This is a genomic window from Streptomyces albus subsp. chlorinus, assembly GCF_013302895.1.
Taxonomy (GTDB): domain Bacteria; phylum Actinomycetota; class Actinomycetes; order Streptomycetales; family Streptomycetaceae; genus Streptomyces; species Streptomyces chlorinus.
Genome location: NZ_VJOK01000001.1, coordinates 7320271 through 7338227, shown reverse-complemented (window position 1 = coordinate 7338227; position 17957 = coordinate 7320271). Strand labels below are relative to the sequence as shown.

Annotated in this window: 16 protein-coding genes and 3 pseudogenes; 10 read left to right on the top strand and 9 right to left on the bottom strand. The window is 71.3% G+C overall.

The annotated features are described in order from the left end of the window. Positions 1–81: 81 nt before the first annotated feature. The gene (locus tag FM076_RS31780) at positions 82–1179 is read left to right on the top strand and encodes a hypothetical protein (protein ID WP_173874276.1); all 1098 of its coding nucleotides are present in this window, start codon (positions 82–84) and stop codon (positions 1177–1179) included. Between the two features lie 163 nt (positions 1180–1342). On the opposite strand, the pseudogene FM076_RS34450 reads toward FM076_RS31780, so the two are convergent. Beyond that, positions 1343–1639 (bottom strand): annotated as a pseudogene (locus FM076_RS34450) (cupin domain-containing protein); the annotation flags it as partial. Between FM076_RS34450 and FM076_RS35185 the strand changes: the two are divergent. Beyond that, positions 1631–2087 (top strand): annotated as a pseudogene (locus tag FM076_RS35185) (EamA family transporter); the annotation flags it as partial. The pseudogenes FM076_RS34450 and FM076_RS35185 overlap by 9 nt on opposite strands. Before the next feature lie 147 nt (positions 2088–2234). Here FM076_RS35185 and FM076_RS31775 read toward each other — a convergent pair. Continuing rightward, entirely contained in the window at positions 2235–3092 is an 858-nt protein-coding gene (locus FM076_RS31775) for an alpha/beta fold hydrolase (protein ID WP_173874275.1), read from the bottom strand. A 70-nt stretch (positions 3093–3162) separates the two neighbouring features. Here FM076_RS31775 and FM076_RS31770 point away from each other — a divergent pair, with 70 nt between their 5' ends. The 3 genes from FM076_RS31770 to FM076_RS31760 all read left to right on the top strand — a co-directional run bounded on the left by FM076_RS31770 (position 3163) and on the right by FM076_RS31760 (position 5522). Continuing rightward, positions 3163–4134 (top strand): GlxA family transcriptional regulator, encoded by a 972-nt coding sequence (locus FM076_RS31770; protein ID WP_173874274.1) that lies wholly within the window; start codon positions 3163–3165, stop codon positions 4132–4134. Between the two features lie 96 nt (positions 4135–4230). Continuing rightward, positions 4231–5064 (top strand): helix-turn-helix domain-containing protein, encoded by an 834-nt coding sequence (locus FM076_RS35180; protein ID WP_202034940.1) that lies wholly within the window; start codon positions 4231–4233, stop codon positions 5062–5064. Positions 5065–5132: 68 nt separating this feature from the next. Beyond that, positions 5133–5522 (top strand): VOC family protein, encoded by a 390-nt coding sequence (locus FM076_RS31760; protein ID WP_173874272.1) that lies wholly within the window; start codon positions 5133–5135, stop codon positions 5520–5522. Positions 5523–5692: 170 nt separating this feature from the next. Here the strand turns inward: FM076_RS31760 and FM076_RS31755 are convergent, their stop codons facing one another. Genes FM076_RS31755 through FM076_RS31745 form a run of 3 tightly spaced genes read right to left on the bottom strand, consistent with a single transcriptional unit; the run spans position 5693 to position 7706 of the window. Beyond that, a complete protein-coding gene (locus FM076_RS31755) occupies positions 5693–5923 on the bottom strand; it encodes a 4-oxalocrotonate tautomerase family protein (RefSeq protein WP_173874271.1) in 231 nt (76 codons plus the stop codon). Between the two features lie 42 nt (positions 5924–5965). After that, a complete protein-coding gene (locus FM076_RS31750) occupies positions 5966–6877 on the bottom strand; it encodes an SDR family oxidoreductase (protein ID WP_173874270.1) in 912 nt (303 codons plus the stop codon). 46 nt (positions 6878–6923) lie between these two features. Beyond that, positions 6924–7706: an SDR family oxidoreductase gene (locus FM076_RS31745; RefSeq protein ID WP_173874269.1), complete on the bottom strand. Its 783-nt coding sequence runs from the start codon at positions 7704–7706 to the stop codon at positions 6924–6926. A gap of 157 nt (positions 7707–7863) precedes the next feature. Between FM076_RS31745 and FM076_RS31740 the strand changes: the two are divergent. Beyond that, positions 7864–8770 (top strand): annotated as a pseudogene (locus tag FM076_RS31740) (helix-turn-helix domain-containing protein). A 435-nt stretch (positions 8771–9205) separates the two neighbouring features. Next, a complete protein-coding gene (locus tag FM076_RS31735) occupies positions 9206–10201 on the top strand; it encodes a sporulation protein (RefSeq protein WP_173874268.1) in 996 nt (331 codons plus the stop codon). Between the two features lie 348 nt (positions 10202–10549). On the opposite strand, the gene FM076_RS31730 is transcribed toward FM076_RS31735, so the two are convergent. The 3 genes from FM076_RS31730 to FM076_RS31720 form a co-directional block, all read right to left on the bottom strand. Further along, complete coding sequence (locus tag FM076_RS31730; RefSeq protein ID WP_173874267.1) at positions 10550–11005, bottom strand: hypothetical protein; 456 nt, start codon at positions 11003–11005, stop codon at positions 10550–10552. A 214-nt stretch (positions 11006–11219) separates the two neighbouring features. Beyond that, on the bottom strand, positions 11220–12329 hold the full coding sequence (locus FM076_RS31725) for a serine/threonine-protein kinase (protein WP_173874266.1): 1110 nt from the start codon (positions 12327–12329) through the stop codon (positions 11220–11222). A 474-nt stretch (positions 12330–12803) separates the two neighbouring features. Then, positions 12804–13304: a GNAT family N-acetyltransferase gene (locus tag FM076_RS31720; RefSeq protein ID WP_173874265.1), complete on the bottom strand. Its 501-nt coding sequence runs from the start codon at positions 13302–13304 to the stop codon at positions 12804–12806. Positions 13305–13518: 214 nt separating this feature from the next. Between FM076_RS31720 and FM076_RS31715 the strand changes: the two genes are divergently transcribed. After that, entirely contained in the window at positions 13519–14190 is a 672-nt protein-coding gene (locus tag FM076_RS31715; RefSeq protein ID WP_173874264.1) for a hypothetical protein, read from the top strand. A gap of 279 nt (positions 14191–14469) precedes the next feature. Here FM076_RS31715 and FM076_RS31710 read toward each other — a convergent pair whose 3' ends face one another. Then, positions 14470–15744, bottom strand: coding sequence for an MFS transporter (locus tag FM076_RS31710; protein ID WP_173874263.1), 1275 nt, complete (start codon positions 15742–15744; stop codon positions 14470–14472). 63 nt (positions 15745–15807) lie between these two features. On the opposite strand from FM076_RS31710, the gene FM076_RS31705 reads away from it, so the two are divergent. Both FM076_RS31705 and FM076_RS31700 read left to right on the top strand, forming a co-directional pair. Then, on the top strand, positions 15808–16413 hold the full coding sequence (locus FM076_RS31705; RefSeq protein ID WP_345945368.1) for a CGNR zinc finger domain-containing protein: 606 nt from the start codon (positions 15808–15810) through the stop codon (positions 16411–16413). 246 nt (positions 16414–16659) lie between these two features. Beyond that, the gene (locus tag FM076_RS31700; RefSeq protein WP_173874262.1) at positions 16660–17931 is read left to right on the top strand and encodes a hypothetical protein; all 1272 of its coding nucleotides are present in this window, start codon (positions 16660–16662) and stop codon (positions 17929–17931) included. Positions 17932–17957: the final 26 nt, after the last annotated feature.

Below are 17957 nucleotides of genomic sequence, written 5' to 3'. Positions count from 1 at the left end.
TGGGAGAGGTGGATCAGCCGTGTGATGATACGCGGAAAAACTGGCCCACGGGGCCGGATATAGGGGAAGAGGAGCACGGTCGTGGACAAGGACGGGCCGTCCATATCGGACGAGGAGTGGGAGCGTTTCCTGCGGGAGGCCGAGGCCGGGTCGCCGGAGGCTCCCAAGGAACCGTCCGCGCGGGCCCGGATGGTGGCACGGCGGCTGCGAGAGGAACCCGGCCGGCCGGAGGGGTGGCGGACGTACCGCCCTGCCCGGCAAAGGCGGTCGAAGGGGTGGTATGTGATGGCCCTGGTGGCCGCGGTCGTCATGCTGACCGCCGCTTTGGGCGGGGGGAGGGTGACCGGGTGGTTCGGAGGCGGTGACGGCGGCGGTGCGCCGCTCGCCGACGAGTCGCGCCGCCCGGATCAGCCGCCGGCGACGGAGGCGGCGGTCCGGCAGCCCACCGTCGAGGAGCCGTTCCGCGGGTCGCCCGCGGCGCGGTGGGCCGACGGTACGGCGGGGATTCACCTGCCCCCGGCCCGCGCCACCGGCTGGATGAGCAAGGACGAGGTCTCCCGCGCCCTCGGCCGCTCCCGCGACTTCCTCGCCGCCTCCAGCCTGGACCGCGCGGTGCTGAGCGGGGAACGCCCTCGGAAGGCGCTCGCGTTGCTCAACCCCAAGCAGCAGGACGTTCAGACGTACGTGAGGAAGGCGTTCAGCGCGCCCAGCCGCGAGGACGATCCGCTGCTGCTCTTCAGCCGCTTCGCGAAGTCGAGGGCACGCCTGGTCGGAGACGTCGTCAAGACGCGAGGGCGGATCACCTACCGGGAGGGCGAGCGCGGCGCGCTGGAGGTGACCGCCGATGTCACCTTCGTCTACCCGGTCGTCCGCACCGCCGGGGGAAGCGACGAGGTCGCACGCACCATCGTGCGCCGCGAGATCGTGATGAGCTGGGACGACCCGTCCAAGGTGCTCACGGAGCCGGGAACCTTCTCCCTCGTCTCTTACAAGGTGGACACCACCAACGGCGGATGCGGCCCCCGCACCGGCTACTTCGTTCCGTCGTTCGGCGCCGCGGGCGCGGCCGAGGGTCCGGAAGACGGCCGGAAGGTCGATCCGTACGACAGGAGTACGACCATGGAAGCGCACATGCGGGAGGCCTCCGAGACACGCTGCGGAACCGCCACCCGTTCGTAAGGCGCACTTCCCCGGCCAGCAAGCCCCTCCTCCCCCTTTAAAAAACCTGTCCGCAACAGCGGGAACGGAAATCCGCCGGGAGACCGCCGACTTTCGGGCGCGCGCCTCCTTCGCCGCCCGTCCGGGCAGCGCTCGTCCACGGAGCGAGGGCACCAGGAAGGCGTCAGGCCGCAGAGGCCGGGCCGGGCGGCAGGTGGACGGTCATGATCAGGTGACAGGTCTCCTCGCCCGCACCCCGGTAGGCGTGGGAGCCGTCGCCGTCGAAAGTGGCGGTTGCCCGGCCTCCACGGGATGCTCGTCCCCGTCGACGGCCAGGATCATCCGCCCCGATGTCACGCTGACGGTTTCGACGACACCGTCCTGGTGGGGGGTGGCTGGGACACTCCTCGCCCGGCTGGAGCCGCCAGCGCCAGACCCCGACCGGAGCCGGGCCCGACGTCGTCAGCATGAGCCGATCACCGCGCTCGTCTCCGCCATGCCCCCGGTCGGCGTCGGCCTGCCGCAGGGCGAGCATCTCGGCCTCACCGGCCTGCTGGGCTGCCGCTCGCGCTGGTCGCCGTGGTGCTGGTCAGCGCCGGACACGGCGCCGGGGCCGCCCGTCCGTCCCGTACGGCGCTGCTGCTGGCTTTCGGTGCGGGCGCCGCCATCGCGCTCCAGCTGGTCTTCCTGCACCAGGCGCCGTCCGACAGCGGCGTCGCCCCGCTGATCACCGGCCGCGCGGTCTCCTCGGCCGTCACCCTCACCGGGGCCGGAGCGGTGAACCGCAAGCTCGGGCGGACAAGCCCGCCTACGCGATGGCGGCCGCCGCCGGCGTACTGGACTCGGTGGCGAACCTGCTGTTCCTGCTCGCCTCCCGCAGCGGTGACTTCGCCGTCGTCGCCGTCATCACCGCCCTCTACCCGGCCGGGCTCCACCGGCGCGAGAAGTCCGCACGGGATGCGGCCCGCACGGGATGCGGCCCGCACGGGATGCGGTCCCGCGCGGGGATGCCGAAGGCCGCCGTCATGCCGGCGGACACCACCCGAGTTCCCTCACCGGCACGGCGTTCTTGCTGTTCAGCGGCCTCGAAGCGAGCTTTCTCGCTGTTCCTGCGCGGTGAAGAAACCGGCGAGTGCGTGGCCGATCCGGTCGGGGGCGCTCTCCGTGGGGATGTGGTCCGCGTGGGGGATGCGGAGGAGCGTCGTGTGAGGGACTTCCGAGGCGAACCGTTCGGCGTATTCGACCTTCTCGTGGCGGTCGTCCTCACCCCAGATCAGCAGCTTGGGGATGGTGGACCGCCGCAGCGCCGGAACGAGGTCGAGGGTGTAGCGGCTGTCGGCCGCGCCCGCCAGGGCGGTCCAGGAGCGGCGGACCCGCTCATCGGTCCACGGATCCACGTAGTCCGCGATCAAGGACGGGGTGGCGGCGCCGGCCAGCGCGCTGGTGACCGCCTGACGACGGGCGGCGAGCACCTCCTCGCCCGTGCCCCCGTCCTGGAACCGGGCCACGTGGGGCGCGGGCCACGAGTCGTAGAGGACCGAGTTGACCAGGGCCAGCCGGGGCATGGCGAGCCGGTCGTGGGCGAGGAGGTGCTGGGCCAGGGCACCGCCGATGTCGTGGCCCGCCACGGCGACGGGTCCGGAGAGGTCCAGCGCGGAGGCGAACCGTGTCACCCAGTCGGCGAGGGCCGGAACCGTGGCCGTTTCCGGGGTGAGCTGTCCTCCTGAGCGTCCCAGGCCGGGAAGGTCGACGGCGAGGGGGCGCAGCCCCGCACCGGCGAGGTGGTCCAGTACGGGGAGCCAGACACGGCTCCAGTACGTGCCGTGGAGCAGCAGCACGGGCGGCCCGTCCTGCCCTGCGGTCAGGTAGCTGATCTGCTCGCCGTCGACCTGGACCGTGGTCCTCAGCACTGTCGTTCCGGTGGTTTCGCTCATGGGGCCACTGTGGTCTGTGCGGCGTTCCTGGCCGAGAGTCCAGAAAGACACCTGGGAGTACATTTTCGCCATGAGTCTTCATCGGGTGGTGGCCCTGCTCAATCCGCCTCAGTCGCCTTTCGAGCTCGCCTGCGCCGCCGAGGTCTTCGGCTCCGGCCTGCCGGACGTGCCGGCCCGCTACAGCTTCCGGGTCTGTGCCGAGCGCCCCGGCCCTGTGCGGACCACCGTCGGTTACGCGATGCTGGTCGACGCGGGCCTCGCGGCCCTGCGGGAGGCGGACACCGTGGTCGTTCCCGGCTGGCAGCCGCCCGGCGCGCCGGCGCCGTCGTCCGTCGTCGAGGCACTGCGGGCCGCGCACCGGCGCGGGGCGCGGATCGTCGCCATCTGTACGGGGGCGTTCGTCCTCGCCCAGGCCGGACTGCTCGACGGCCGCCGCGCCACCACCCACTGGCGCGGTACGGCCCGGCTCGCCGCCGCCTTCCCCCGGGTACAGGTGGATGAGGACGTGCTCTACGTGGACCACGGTGACGTGGCCACCAGCGCCGGGACCGGCGCCGGCATCGATCTGTGCCTGCACCTGGTGCGCTGCGACCACGGCGCGGCCTACGCCGCCGAGGTCGCCCGGAACATGGTCCTTCCACCGCACCGGGAGGGCAGCCAGCTCCAGTACGCCACCCAACCCGCACCGGCCAAGGCGGACGAGTCGTTGGCACCGCTGCTGGAGTGGGCCACTTCCCACCTCGACTCCCCGCTGACCCTCGACCGGCTCGCGGAACGCGCCGGGCTCTCCAGCCGGACCCTCGCCCGGCGCTTCACCGAGCAACTGGGCGCCAGCCCGGGGAAGTGGCTGCTGCGCCAACGCCTCGACGCCGCGAGGGTGTTGCTGGAAGAGACCGACCTACCGGTCGAAGCCGTCGCCGCCCGCGTGGGACTCACCTCTGCGGTCAACCTGCGCCGCCGCTTCCGGACGTACCTGGGCACCACGCCTGGTGCCTACCGGCGCGCCTTCGGCCAGACCCGGCAGCCGGACGGCCCCGGCTGAGGTCCCCTTGGGCGCGGTGCGGGCAGTCTGCCAGGAGCGGCGGCAGGCATGGTTTGCCTTCGCGTCCCGCGCCGCGCGGGTGACAGACTGGGCTCCGTGACGAGGCGAGACTCCCCTCTGCGCCCTTTCGTGGCGACGCTCGTTCCCTACGATCTCGGGCCGGGCCGGGGCGGCGTGCACCGCGGACTCCCCTCCGCCACCGTGTCGATCACCTTCCCGGAAGCCGACCCTGTGGAGATCGGGTGGATCACTCGCCGCGCCTCGCGCGGTCACTATCACGCCGCCGTGGCCGGGCTGCATCTGGACGCGGCCGAGCTGCGGCAAAGAGGGTGCACCCGCGGCGTGTATGTGACGCTCAGCCCGCTGGGGGTCGGCGCGCTGCTGGGGCTTCCGGCGTCCGCGCTGGCCGGGCACGTCGTCGATCTCGCCGATGCCGCCCCCGCGCTGGCGGACCTGCCGGAGCGGCTGGCGGCCTGCCGGACCTGGCCGCAACGTCGCGCGCTGGTCGAGCACTCCCTGCTCGCCGGTCTCGCCCGGCACGGCGGACGCGAGAACGCCGCGGAACTCCGGGCCATGCTCGCGGCCCTGTCCCGCACCTTCAGGGTCCATGAGGCCGCTTGGCTGCTCGGGTGCTCCAGGCGCCATCTGAACGGCAGGATCCGGGCGGAGTTCGGGGTGACGCCGAAGGAGTACCAGCGGCTGGTCCGCTTCGAGACCGCCCGGAACCGGCTCGCGGCCGCCGGCACCTCCAGGGCCGCTCTGGCGGACGTGGCCGCCATGTCAGGGTTCGCCGACCAGGCACATCTCTCCCGGGAGTGGCGGGCCATGGCCGCGTGCACGCCGACCGAGTGGCTGCGGACCGAGGGCCGGGCGACCCGGGAACCGTCACCCCGCGAACCGTCACTCGGCGAAGAGGCCGCCTCCCGTTGACGGCCGGCCGGCGGGACCCGTTCCCAGATGTTCAAGACCCGAGGGGCATCCGGTCCCATGATCGGGGCATGACGCAACTCCAGGTCCTCCCTCGTCTGATCGTGTCCGACCCCGACCGCGCGTCGGCCTACTACCGGGACGTCCTCGGCGCCGAGGAAGTGTTTCGCGCGGCGGGCGACGACGGCCGGCCCACCGTCGTGGAGCTCCTCCTCGGTGGTTCTCCTTTCCGGGTCTCCCCCGCTGTTCCGGCATGGGGGTGGGCCTCACCGAACGATCTGGGCGGCTCCCCCGTCCTGTTGGAGATCAACGTGGAGAACCCGGACGAGGTCGGCGCACGGATGACAGCCCACGGCGCGGAGGTGGTCGTGACTATCGAGAACCGGCCCTACGGGAAACGCTCGGGCCGCGTCCGCGACCCGTTCGGCCACCTGTGGATCGTCACCGGGGAGCTTCGCTGAGCAAGGCGACGAAACCGCGGGAGCAGGCAGGTGGCGTAGCGCGGAGGGCACGGCCGAGGGCCGCCGCCGGGTGTGATGGGCGACGGCCCTCGGTTCCCACGCGCTGTCACCGGCCTGGCCGGATGCCGGCCCGGGCGGACATCGGTCCGAGCGGATGTCCGCCCAGGTGGTCAGGCGGCGCTAGTGCCGGTCGGTGTCGCCTCACCGAGCATGGCGAGGGTCAGCACGTTGCCGGAGATGCCCCAGCCGCCGTCGGCGACCTCTTCGATCAGAACCATGGTGTTGTTACGGGCGCGCTCGCCGTAGATCTCGACATACAGCTCGGTGGTGCGGGTGACGATCTCCTTCTTCTGCTCCGGGGTGAGGGTCTTCTCGGGGACCTTGAAGTTCGCGAAAGGCATGACGGGGTCGTTCCTTCTCTCGATGGGGTGTTGCCAGGGGTGTTACAGGGAGCTGCCCGCGGTGAGCAGGCTGTCCAGTCCGATACGGCGGAAGAAGTCGGCGCGGACGCGGTCGGCGACCGCGCAGACGACTTCGCTGCCGTCCCGGCTGGGGTCGATATGGGTGCGCAGAGGCCGGGTGCCGTGCTCCATCGCGACCAGGCGCGCGACGGCTCGGGCGACCTCCGCCACATCGGCGTCCGCGGGGACGAGCGCGGCCAGGCGCTCGCCCAGGTCGCCCCTCAGGGATCCGTGACGCCTCTCGTAGGCTTCCGCGCGGTCGGCGTCGGCGGGGGCGCCCGCGTTGGCGAAGTGGTTGGTGCCGGTGGTGAACACGCCGGGCACCACGATCGCGGTGTCGATGCCGAACGGGAGCACCTCGGCCGCGTAACTGACGGCCAGGGCGTCCATCGCCGCCTTGGCGGCGAAGTACGGGGCCAGGAACGGGGGGCAGCCGCCGCGGGTGCTGGAACTGCCGATCCACACCAGCAGCCCCGAGCCCTGCTCACGCAACGTCGGCAGGGCGGCGCGGTTGACGCGCTGGGTGCCCAGGACGTTCACGTCGTACAGGTTCGCCAACCGCTCGGGGGTGAACGCCTCGGCGGCGCCCAGGACCATGTGCCCGGCGTTGTGGACGATCACGTCCAGCCGGCCGCGCTCGGCGAGGACCCGGTCGACCGCCGCGTCGGCGGAGTCCTGGGAGGTGACGTCCAGCTCGACGGCGTGCACATCGACCTGGTGGTCGGTGCCGTAGCGCGTCAGGTCGGCCACCGCGCTCGCGTTACGGGTCGCCGTCCGGCGGGTTCCCGCGTACACGGTGTGGCCGGCGCGGGCCAGAGCACGTACGGACAGTGCCCCGATGCCGCTGGATGCCCCGGTGACCAGGATGACCTTCCCGGTGTCGTCGTCGCTCATGGCAGCGCCTTTCGCTGATCGAAGAGGGTGGCTCGGGAGGCGGTCGTCAGATGATTCCGCCGTTGGCACGGACGACCTGGCCGTTGATCCAGTGGCCGGCCGGCGAGGCGAGGAACGCGACGACCTCGGCGATGTCGGCCGGGGTGCCGAGCCGCTCCAGCGGGGGCTGGGCGGCCAGGCGGGCGATGGTCTCCTCGTCCTTGCCGTCCAGGAACAGGTCGGTGGCCGTGGGACCGGGCGCGACGGCGTTGGCGGTGATGTCCCGGCCCCGCAGCTCCCTGGCCAGGATCAGCGTCAGCGCCTCGACCGCGCCCTTGCTGGCGGAGTACGCGCCGTATCCTGGGAAGGCCAGCCCCACCACCGACGTGGAGAAGGTCACGATCGCGCCGCCGGAGCGCACCCGCCGGGCAGCCTGCTGGGCGACGACGAACGTGCCGCGGATGTTGGTGCGGTGCAGGTCGTCCAGGACCGCCAGATCCAGCTCGGCGATCGTCGCATGGTGCGCCCGCCCGGCCGCGTGCACGACGACGTCGACGCCGCCGAACTCCGCCTCGGCCGCGGCGAACAGATTCGCCACCGCGTGTTCGTCGGCGACGTCCGCGCGCACCGCGACAGCTCGGCCACCATCGGTGACGACTTCCTTCACGGCGGCCTCGGCCTCGTCCTGGTTGCCGGCGTAGCCGACCACGACGGCGTGTCCGTCGGCGGCCAGCCGGCCGACGGTGCGGCGGCCGATCCCGCGTGAGCCGCCGGTGACGATCGCCACCCGGGGAGAGGAGGAGGACCGGGCCGGGGCGGCGTCCCGGCCGGGGGACGTGTCGATGGGCATTGCTACTCCTGTGGTGGATGCGGATCGGGCCGCGGCCTCGCCGTCGCCCTGCTGCGTCCTCCACGATCAACCGGTCCCCCGCCCCTGGCCAGGGCTGTGTCCACCCAGGGGATGGCACCCCCTGGCTACACCCTGGCGCGCGAGCGACCATGGAGGGGTGAACCTTCCAGAACTCGGTGCCTTCCTCAGGACACGCCGCGACCGCATCCGCCCCGCCGACGTCGGCCTCCCCGCGGGCCCGCGCCGGCGCGTCCCCCGGGCTGCGCCGCGAGGAGGTCGCCCAGCTGGCCGGGCTGTCCGCCGACTACTACACCGAGCTGGAACGCGGCAGCGCGAAGAACGGCGTGCAGCCCTCGGCCCAGACCCTGGCCGCCCTCGCCCGCGCCCTGCGCCTGAACGGTGACGAGCGCGACCACCTGTTCCACCTGGCCGAACGGCCGGTTCCCCCGTCGGCGCACGGAGCCTCGGCGCATGTGCAGCCAGCGCTCCTGGGGCTGCTGGACCGGCTCTCCAACACCCCCGCGCGCGTCATCACCGATCTGCACGAGACCATGGTGCAGAACGATCTCGCCCTGACCCTGCTCGGCGAACCCCCGGCACACCGCGGCCCGGAGGCGAGCTTCGTGTACCGCTGGTTCACCGACCCGCGGGCGCGTGACCTCTACCCGCCCGAGGACCACCCGCACCACTCCCGGGTGTTCGTGGCCGACCTCCAGGCAGCGGCCGCCCGGCGCGGCCGGGACGCGGAGGTCGCCAAGATGGTCGCCGTCCTACGCCGCCGCAGCGAGGAGTTCGCAGCCCTCTGGGACACCCACGATGTCGCGGTGCGCCGCATGGACCGCAAGCGGATCGTCCACTCCATGCTCGGCGTCATCGAACTCGACTGCTACAACCTCCTCAGCGAGGACGGACGCCAACGCCTGCTGTGGTTCACCGCACCGCCCGGAAGCCGGGGCGCCGAGCAGCTGGAACTGCTGTCCGTCATAGGGACCCAGGAGCTGGGCGCCACGGAGAGCCTGGCACCGGGAGGGTTGTCCGCGGCGGATTCCGCGTCGCAGCACTGATCCGTGCCGCCGTGGGAGGACACCTCTGCGACCTGCGCGCCCGCCTCCCGCACTCTGCGGCCGGCGAACGGCCGATCACTTCCGGACAGGTGCGGTTGATGAGCGTCCGGGCCGTTCGCACGGAGTGGTGCCGACCCCGACGACCTCGCCGGTGGCCACGCGAGAAGCTCCGGCAGCCTCCTGGCGCCCAGTACCACGCGAGCGACGATGAGCTGCAGAGCCAGTTCACTCAACCCGAACATCCGACCACTCCCTGGGGCTGGACGGCTGATCCCCGGGGTGGACGGCGGAAACGCCGGCGACGGTGGCGACTTGAAAACTACAGCCTTGTAGAAGCGTGACGTAGCGTAGGGCGCGCGGCACGTACGGCTCACGGCCGAGGCGAGGCCGCGTGCAGACAAAACGCCGGTACGCAGACGAAGGAGAACGCCCGCGATGGTGTTCAAACGGCTTCTCGGAGCTTTCGGGGTGGGCGGCCCCTCGGTGGACACGGTTCTGGACGACGGCCCGGTGCGGCCGGGCGGTCCGCTCTCCGGCCAGGTGCACCTCGAAGGAGGTTCCAGCGCCTGCGAGATCGACCACATCTCTCTCGAACTGGTGGCCAGGGTCGAGGCAGAGCACGGTGCCGAAGAGCACGAGGGAGTGGTCGCCTTCGACCGTGTCACAGTCGGCGGCGGGTTCCGTCTGGCCGAAGGTGAGCGGCGCGGTATCTCCTTCACCGTCACCCTTCCGTGGGAGACACCGCTCACGGAACTGCACGGCCAGCCCCTCGGCGTGGTCCTCGGAGTACGGACAGAGCTGGCCGTGGCGGGCGCCAGGGACAAGGGCGACCTCGACCGCCTGCGGGTGGCGCCGCTTCCGGCGCAGGAAGCCGTACTGGAGGCCCTGGGGCAGCTGGGCTTCGGCTTCAAGTCCGCCGACCTCGAACTGGGCCACATCCACGGCACGGGCCAGTCCCTCCCCTTCTACCAGGAGATCGAACTCTCTCCGGCCCCGCGGTACGCGCATGCCGTCAACGAGGTGGAGGTGACCTTCCTCCCCTCCCCGGAAGGCATCGAGGTGGTCGTGGAAGCGGACAAGCGCGGCGGGCTCTTCACGGACGGCCATGACACCGTCAGCCGCTTCACCGTGAGCCATGAGGGTGTCGAGCACGTCGACTGGAACGCCGAGGTCGACTCATGGCTGCGGCAGCTGGCCGAGCGCCACAGCGCCTACGCCGCGGAGCACGCCGACATGTACGCCTCCCCTCAGGGCCACTTCCCGCACCACGCCCCCTCTCACGACAGCCAACACCACCGCTCGGGGCCGAGCACCGGTGCTGTCGTCGCCGGAGCGGCAGCCGGTGTCGCCGTGGGCGTGGCCGGGGGGTTCGTCGCGGCGGAAGTCATCGACGAGGTGTTCGACGATGACGAGGGGGACGACGAGGACTGAGCGAGGAGTGAGCGTCGCCGCTCTGCTGCGGTTCCCTCGCCGGACGCCGTCCGACGGTCCGGCCGGTCGTTGTGGGTCACGCCTTCCCGAGGCGGGCGAGGCGTTGGGAGTGGAGTATCCCTCGCACTGCACCATCGTCAGCTCGGCGGCGCCCAGAAGCCGCCCGGTGGTACAGGTCGGCCTCCGTCGGCGGGAGAAAGTCCCCATGACTTCGTCATGGCCTCGGAGGCTCGCATGGCGCGGTACCTTCCTCGCCGTCTTGGGAATCCGGCTCCGCATCGCCCTGCTGCTGTCGCCACGCGGACGTACGAGGAGGGGCGGCCCGGTGACGCCGAGCCCCGCAATCGCTCATACGGGTGCGGCGTCCGCATCCGGTTTCGGCCCCAGCAATGCCTCTCTCACCAACCCAGGCGCCGCAAGGGTGAGCTGCTCGACGTAGTCGCGTAGCACCGTGACGCATTCGGGAACGGTCGCCACGGCTGCGTCGGGCAGGTCGATCAGAAACCGTTGCTCACCTTGCGGCTCCGAGGATGCGTCGTCGATCGTCGCGTCCGCGGCGACGCTGAATCCCTGCCCGTTGACAGCGACAGTGGCCGAGACGCACAGCTCTCGACCGTCCTGGAGAGCGATCGTGAATCCAAGAGAGGCGCAGGGAGCCCCTTCCTCACCTCCGTAGTGGCTGAACTGCCTCCATCTCACCTCCGTTTGGTGAGACAGGTAAATGGCGTAGCCCGCTTGCCGGAAAGAGGACGCGGCGGCGGCCAGAGCAGTGAGCAGATCAGCGGCTTCCCGAGTCGAGTCCATTGCGCGATGGTACGCAGACGTCGGCGTGCGCAGCCCTCAACCCGCCTCTTGCACAGAGTTGTTGAGGTAAGGAGCCGAACCCGCCCCAGAAGCCCCAGTCGATCCGGCCGACGGACGCGACGGCGACCACCAGAGACCGCGACCGCCCGTGGTGTGGACGCGGAAGAGAAGCGCCGGCAGGAGGAACCGGAGCGGCAGGGTTGCGCGTGCTCCGTCAACGGGATCGTGGCCGCACGGCGAACCATACGATCAGCCCCGTGGTGACGACGGCGACCGCGCCGACGCCGCTCGCCAGGTCGCGACCGTCCTCGTTTCCATCGATATTGATCGCGGTCACCGTGGCGGCCACCAGCGTGAGGAGGAACCAGACCGCGACCGCGGGCCGCAGCCGCACCACGGCGGGCTTCTTGAGAGCAGAGGCGGCAGGAGGCGGTGACGGCGAAGCCTCGGGCAGCCGAGCGGTGGCCGGCACCTGTTCGGGCACGTCTGCGAGCCTGCGGAGGGCCTGGGCGACGGCGGCGGCGCTGGCGTACCGCTCGGTGGGGTCTTTGCGCAACAGTCTGAGCAGGAGAGCATCCCATGCCTCTGGCACACCGGCGGTCACGGAACTGGGCGCGGGTGGCTGCTGGCTCAGATGTGCTGTCAGGTAGCCGATGCCGTCCGGGGCCTGGAACGGCAGCCTGCCGGTGACCAGTTCGAAGAGCAGACAGCCCAGCGCGTACAGATCGCTCCGCGGTTCCGGGTAGCCGCGCGCCTGTTCCGGCGCCATGTACGGGGGCGTGCCCACGATGAACCCGGTCTGGGTGAGCCGGTCCGCGGTCGCGGAGGGATCGGCGGCGCGTGCGACACCGAAGTCGAGGACTTTCACCGTTCCGGCGGGTGTGACGAGGATGTTGGACGGTTTGATATCGCGGTGCAGGATGCCGTGAGCGTGCGCGTCACCCAGCGCGTCACAGATCTGAGCGCCCCACCGGGCCGCCTCGGCGAGACCGACGGAGCCGTCGCGGAGTTTGGCTTCGAGCCCTTCGCCGCGGATCAATTCCATGACCAGAAAGGGCGCGGTGCCTCTCCGCGTACCGCTCTGCCCGAGATCGTGGACGGTCACGACGTTCGGGTGCTGCAGCCGGGCGGTGATCCGCGCTTCGCGCAGAAAGCGGGCCCGGGGCTCGTCCCCATGCCTTCCGCCACCGGCGAGGAGGGAGATCACCTTCACAGCGACCGGCCGGTCCAGCATCTCGTCCCGTGCTTCCCAGACCTCGCCCATGCCGCCCTCGCCGAGCTGCCGGACCAACCGGTACCGGCCTCCCAGAAGCTGGCCCTCCATCGCGCCCTCCCCCTCGTGGACTCACCTGTGCGTCTGCGGTCCCAGCTCCTCGATCATGGCACTGGACGCGAAGCGCCACCGCGACATCCGGGACATCAGCGGGCGTTGTCGGGTCTCTCTCCGTTGGGTTCGGCTCTGGCGGGACCCAAGCGCCTGGTCAGTCGCTCGGATCCTCGTCAGCCGAACCCCGGCCGCCTCACTCGGTCCCGCGTCCAACGGCCAAGACCCTGGGTTGCCTGCTACCGCGCGCTGCTGCCATGGACGCGGACGGGGTGGGCTCGACCGTGATGTGAAAGCCGCCGTGGGACGCTCGCGCGTTGAGCTGTGGGGCGCCCAAGTGGGCCCGGACGAACCGGGATCGACGACGCGCACGCGATCACCGCCGCCTGTGCCAGGGGCCGGGGGCGGGGGCCGGGGCCAGCGCAACAGGGCTCTGCGCCACAGGAGGAAGAAACAGGGAAACGCAAGCGCGAGCTACGGCCGGCGCACCAGACCGCGCTCGTACCATGTGCCTGGCTTACCGCCGAGGTGGGCCGGGTCGGCCGGGCCGACAGGGACGAACCCGGCCTTGGTCAGCACCTTCTGGGATGCGGCATTCTGGCGGGTGGTCGCCGCCCGCACTGTGCGCAACCCGTGCCGCGCCGCCGCCACTCGGCACAGCTCCAGGACTGTCGCGGTCGCCACGCCGCGACCGGCGACGTGCTGTGCGACCCGATAGCCGAGTTCCGCGGTGTGGTTCTCGATGTCCATCAGATTGAACCTGCCGAGCACCGAGCCGTCCTCGGCGAGGAGCACGTGGAAGGCGCTGATGCCGGCCTCCTGCTCGGCCAGCAAGGCGTTGTACCGGTTGGTGAACCGGTGGAAGAAGTCGTCGCCGCGGTCGGGTACCGAGGCCGCGAAGTAGGCGCGGTTCGCCAGCTCGAAGGCCAGGACCGCGGGGGCGTGACCGGCGTGCAGCCGCTTCAGCTCGGGCATCGCCCGACTGTATCCAGGAGGTCACGCTCCGGGCCACCTTGTTGATGGACCGGTCCGGCAACGCGTCACAGGCGGCTGCGGTCTGGCCGCGCGGGGCGTCCGGACATCTGGTGCGAGCTGCCCGGCGCACCGGAATACTCTTCGTCGCACCGGGAGGATCCCGGTGATGGGACCGCCAGGAGGACAGTTGGCCGTATGGGAACCCCCGGAGCCTGTGGACCCGGACGTCGAGGCGGCGGCGGAGGCCGGCGATGTGGTCGCGATGCGTCAGCTCGGGAAGTATCTCTTCGAGAGCCGGGACAGCGAGCCGGCCGAGCCGTGGCTGCTCGCCGCTGCCGACGCCGGGGATGCCGAAGCGATGTACGTCCTGTCCAGGGTCCACCATGACCGGGCAGTCAGAGCCTCCCCGCACGGCACCGCGCATGACAGCGTGGCCGGGGCCTGGTGCAGGCGCGCCGCGGAGGCCGGTCATGTCGAAGCGATCCGGAGTATGAGCGCGTGGGCAGCCCTTGATGAGCAGGAGTTCTGGTTCCGGAGGGCATTCGAGACCGGGGACTTGTTCGCCGCGTGTCAGCTGGCCGGGCTGCTCGAGGAGAATGGGCGCACGGCCGAAGCGGAGCACTGGTACCGCGAGGCGGTCCACGAGCCCGGCCGCAGCGGCCACCTGACCCGCGACCACTTCGCCCACTTCCTCATGAAGGAGGGACGCCTGGAGGAAGCCGCGCGGCTCTGGAGACAGAACGCGGAGGAAGGATCCTCGGAGGCCGCCCGCCAACTGGCCGGCGTGCTCGTGAGACTCGGCAGGCTCAAGGACGCTTTTCTGTGGCGTAGACGCATCGGCCCGCTGCGGGCCCGCGAGCGCGCGGAGGAGGAGACCCGCGTCTGAGACGCTCTCATCGCGGCGCCGCGGCGATGTTTCCCGGCCCGCCGGGCGCGTCGCCCTCGACCTGCGTAGCCGGTGGCACGGGAGCCGGTGGCCGCGCCGTCAGTCCCCAGACGCGCAAGGGTCCCATACCCGGGCGAGGCCGACGGCTACGGGCCGCGTCCACGGAGCCCCCCACCGGTCCTCCGACGTGGGGTGGGCAACCACCGGAAGGGCGAGAGCGGCCTCACCCACGCCTGCGTCCGCCCGGCCCTACCGTCGTCCTCAGAACGGAAGGGTCTGTCAGCCCGCTCTCCGACGGCAGTGTTCCGGGAACGCCGCTGCCGACGCCGCTGCCGGTGCGGTCTCCTGTGTGGACGCGCTGAAGGTGGCACCACGGACATCGCGGCAGGTTCGGGCGCGGCCGCGGGTGATGAGAGGTTTCACGACGAGAAGCTGTGCGGCCGCGAGGGCGAGGCAGGTGCCGGCTGTGACGCCCCACAGCAGGGCAACTCCCGCGCGCTCGAGCAATTGGGTCGCGGTGACGGGTGCGGCGGCGGTGGCGATGCCCCAGCTGACGCCATACGTGGCGAGGTAGCGGTCCGTACCGCCGGAAGGAGCCAGGTCGGCCACCACGCTCAGGACACGCCCCATGACGAGCACCTCCCCGAGGCTCCATACGACGGTGGCGAGCACGAACAGGGGGAGGGTGTGCGCCACCGCGTAGCCGGCCGTGCCGATTCCCAGCAGGGAGTAACCCAGCGCGAGGGTGGGGAAGTCGGAGAGCTCGGCGAGGCAGCGCAGGCGCAAGGCGGGCTGGGCCGCCACGATGGTCAGGGCGGACGCGGTGAAGAGCAGCCCGGCGTCGGCCGGTTCGCCGCCGAGTCGGTCGAGGGTCAACGGCAGCGCCATCATGATCTGCATGGAGACGAGCGCGAAGACCGTGCCCGAGAGGAACATGGCCCACAGGGCGCGGTCCCGCCACGGGTGGACGGGCTCATCACGTTCGCGGTGACGGCCGGCCGGGCCGCGAGCCGGGTCCGCCGGCAGTGCGAGGCGGACGATCAGGGCGCAGGCCAGGCAGGTGAGCGCGTCGATGACGAAGAGCCAGCGCAGGTCCCATCGCCCCACACTCGCCGCGATCAGCCCGGCTCCTGTTCCGGCGACGGCGAGCGCCGCGTTGAGCAGGCTGTACGCGCGCACCCGCTCGGCAGGTCCGACGGCGTCGGCGATCATCGCCTGGCTCGGTGGCTCGTACAGTTCGAAGGCAAGGCCGAGCACGATCGTGAGAGCCGCCATCGCGGCCAGGGAGCCGGCGGTGGCGATGCCCAACTGTGCGAGGCCGCAGCCGGTCAGGCCGAGCACGATCGTGCGGCGGCGCCCGAGCCGGTTCGCCAGCCGGCCGCCGAGCAGCCGGGAGGGGATCGTCGCGAGCCCGAAGGCCGCCGAGAGGGCTCCGGCCGCAGTGGCGCTCGCTCCGTACTCGGTGCTGATCAGAACGGTCAGGAACGGCAAGGAGAAGGCACCGAGCCGGTTGATCGCTCGTGCCGCCACCAGCAGCCATATCGTCCGGGGCATACCCGCCCTCTTATGTAACCGTCGAACACAGTATTGTCGGTTACGGAAACTATCCTCGAAGGGGTGACTGGTCAAGTGATGTTCGACAGTCACGTGGCAGTACTGCTGGACCAGGCCGTATCGCTCGTGAACACACTCACCGACGGCACAGCGCACGGCCGCGCCTACACCGCGCCTCGCGGACCGGAGCTGGCCGGGGCTGTCGACGCCGCGGTGCCGCACACAGGGATGGCCGCGTTGCCGCGCACCATCGACGCCGAACAGGCGCAGCGCCTGGCCACGACCGCGCAGTGCATGCGTGCGGTCTTCCAGGCCGTGCAGGACGGACGGATGGACGCCGCCGCCACCGCTGTGAACGCTCTGCTGCACGACACGAGCGCACGGCCACGTCTGGACCGGGCCAGGGACGACGAGGAGTCCTGGCAGCTGCACTTCCACGGCGCCGACGACTCGTTCGCCGCCGGGGTCGGCGCCGGCTGCGCCACCGCGCTCGCCTTGGCCGTCAGCGGCGGCCTCGCGAGCCGGCTCGGCGTGTGCCAGGCCAACCGCTGCGACCGCGTCTACGTGGACACCTCCCGCAACGCCGCCCGCCAGTTCTGCTCGACGGCCTGTCAGAACCGCACCAAGGCCGCGGCGTTCCGCGCCCGCCGGAGCGGCGCCACCGGCTGACACCGCGCTCCCCCGGCCCCGGACGGCGTGTCCCCGAGTAAGGCGCCTGGGCCTGCCGCACCCGGTCTTCGCCTTCGTGTAGCCGCAGGCCTTCCCCGCGTTCACGGCGCGCCCCCAGAATGATCGCCGGTACTGCGATCGATCAGCGGTCCGCTCGGCCCCGAGCACGGATGGCCCGGGACGGAAGCCCTGCTCGATGCGGGGCGGCGCGACGGTCGCTCAGGATCCTGGGAAAGGCGGATCGGTATGAAAACGCGGGAGAAGACGAGCGGGTGGGGCGGACTGTCCGGGCGCAGGACCGGCAGACGGGCCACCGTACTCGCGGGGGCGGCTGCGGCTGCCGCGCTGCTGGGATCGGTTCTGATACCGCAGACCGCGTCCGCCGCCCCCGGAGCCGGTGGCGGCGGACGCGGCGGGCAGCGGTTGCCGGCCGTCGTGGACGGTGGGGCGTGGGACGCCGGACACGTTCAGGGCATGGCCCTGGACCGCAAGCGCGGCTATATGTACTTCTCCTTCACCAACCTCCTGGTCAAGACGGATCTGCGCGGCAACCCGGTCGGTTCCGTGACCGGGTTCACCGGCCACCTGGGCGATCTGGACTTCAACGAGCGTGACGGCAGGCTCTACGGCTCCCTGGAGTACAAGAAGGCCGAGTCCTTCTACATCGCCGTCTTCGACGCCGACCGCATCGACCGGATGGGTATCGACGCCCAGACCAGCGACATCGTCTCGACGGTCTACCTGAAAGAAGTCGTCAAGGACTACACCGCCGACATGGACGGCAACGGGGTCTTCGACGGCGACACCGCCGACACCCGCGACCACCGTTACGGGTGCAGCGGCATCGACGGCGTCGCCTTCGGACCGGACCTCGACGGACGCGGCGGAAGCGGCCGAGGCGGCGGAAGCAGTGCGGGCAAGCGTGACGCCTCCCTGCTGACCGTCGCCTACGGCATCTACTCCGACAACGCGCGTCCGGACAACGACCACCAAGTGCTTCTGCAGTACGACGTGCGCCGGTGGAAGAAGTACGAGCGCCCCCTCAGTGAGTCGGCGCCGCACACCAGCGGCCCGGCGCACACCGACGGCAAGTTCTTCGCCTACACCGGGAACACCACCTACGGCGTGCAGAACTTGGAATACGACGCCGCTTCGCACAACTGGCAGCTGGCGGTGTACGAGGGGAAGAAGCCGGACTTCCCCAACTATTCCCTCTTCACCGTCGACGGCAGGGCGCCCGCTGTACGCGGCCCGGTGCGCGGCCAGCCGGAACCGGAGGAAGGCACGTTGCTCACCCTTGCGCGCCAGGGGTTGTACGACCGCGCCACGGGTGTGCGGGGCTGGCACGGTCCCGGCGAGTACGGCCTGGTCTCGTTGGGCGACGGACGCTACTACGTGGCGGAATCCGGCACCGTCGAGGAGAACGGTGCCACCAAGCAAACGGGCCGGGCCGTCCTCCACCGCTGGACAGGCCGTACCCCGAACCCACTCACTCCTGTGCGCGGAGCGGCCCAGTAACCGCCGACGCCCGACACCCGACCTCC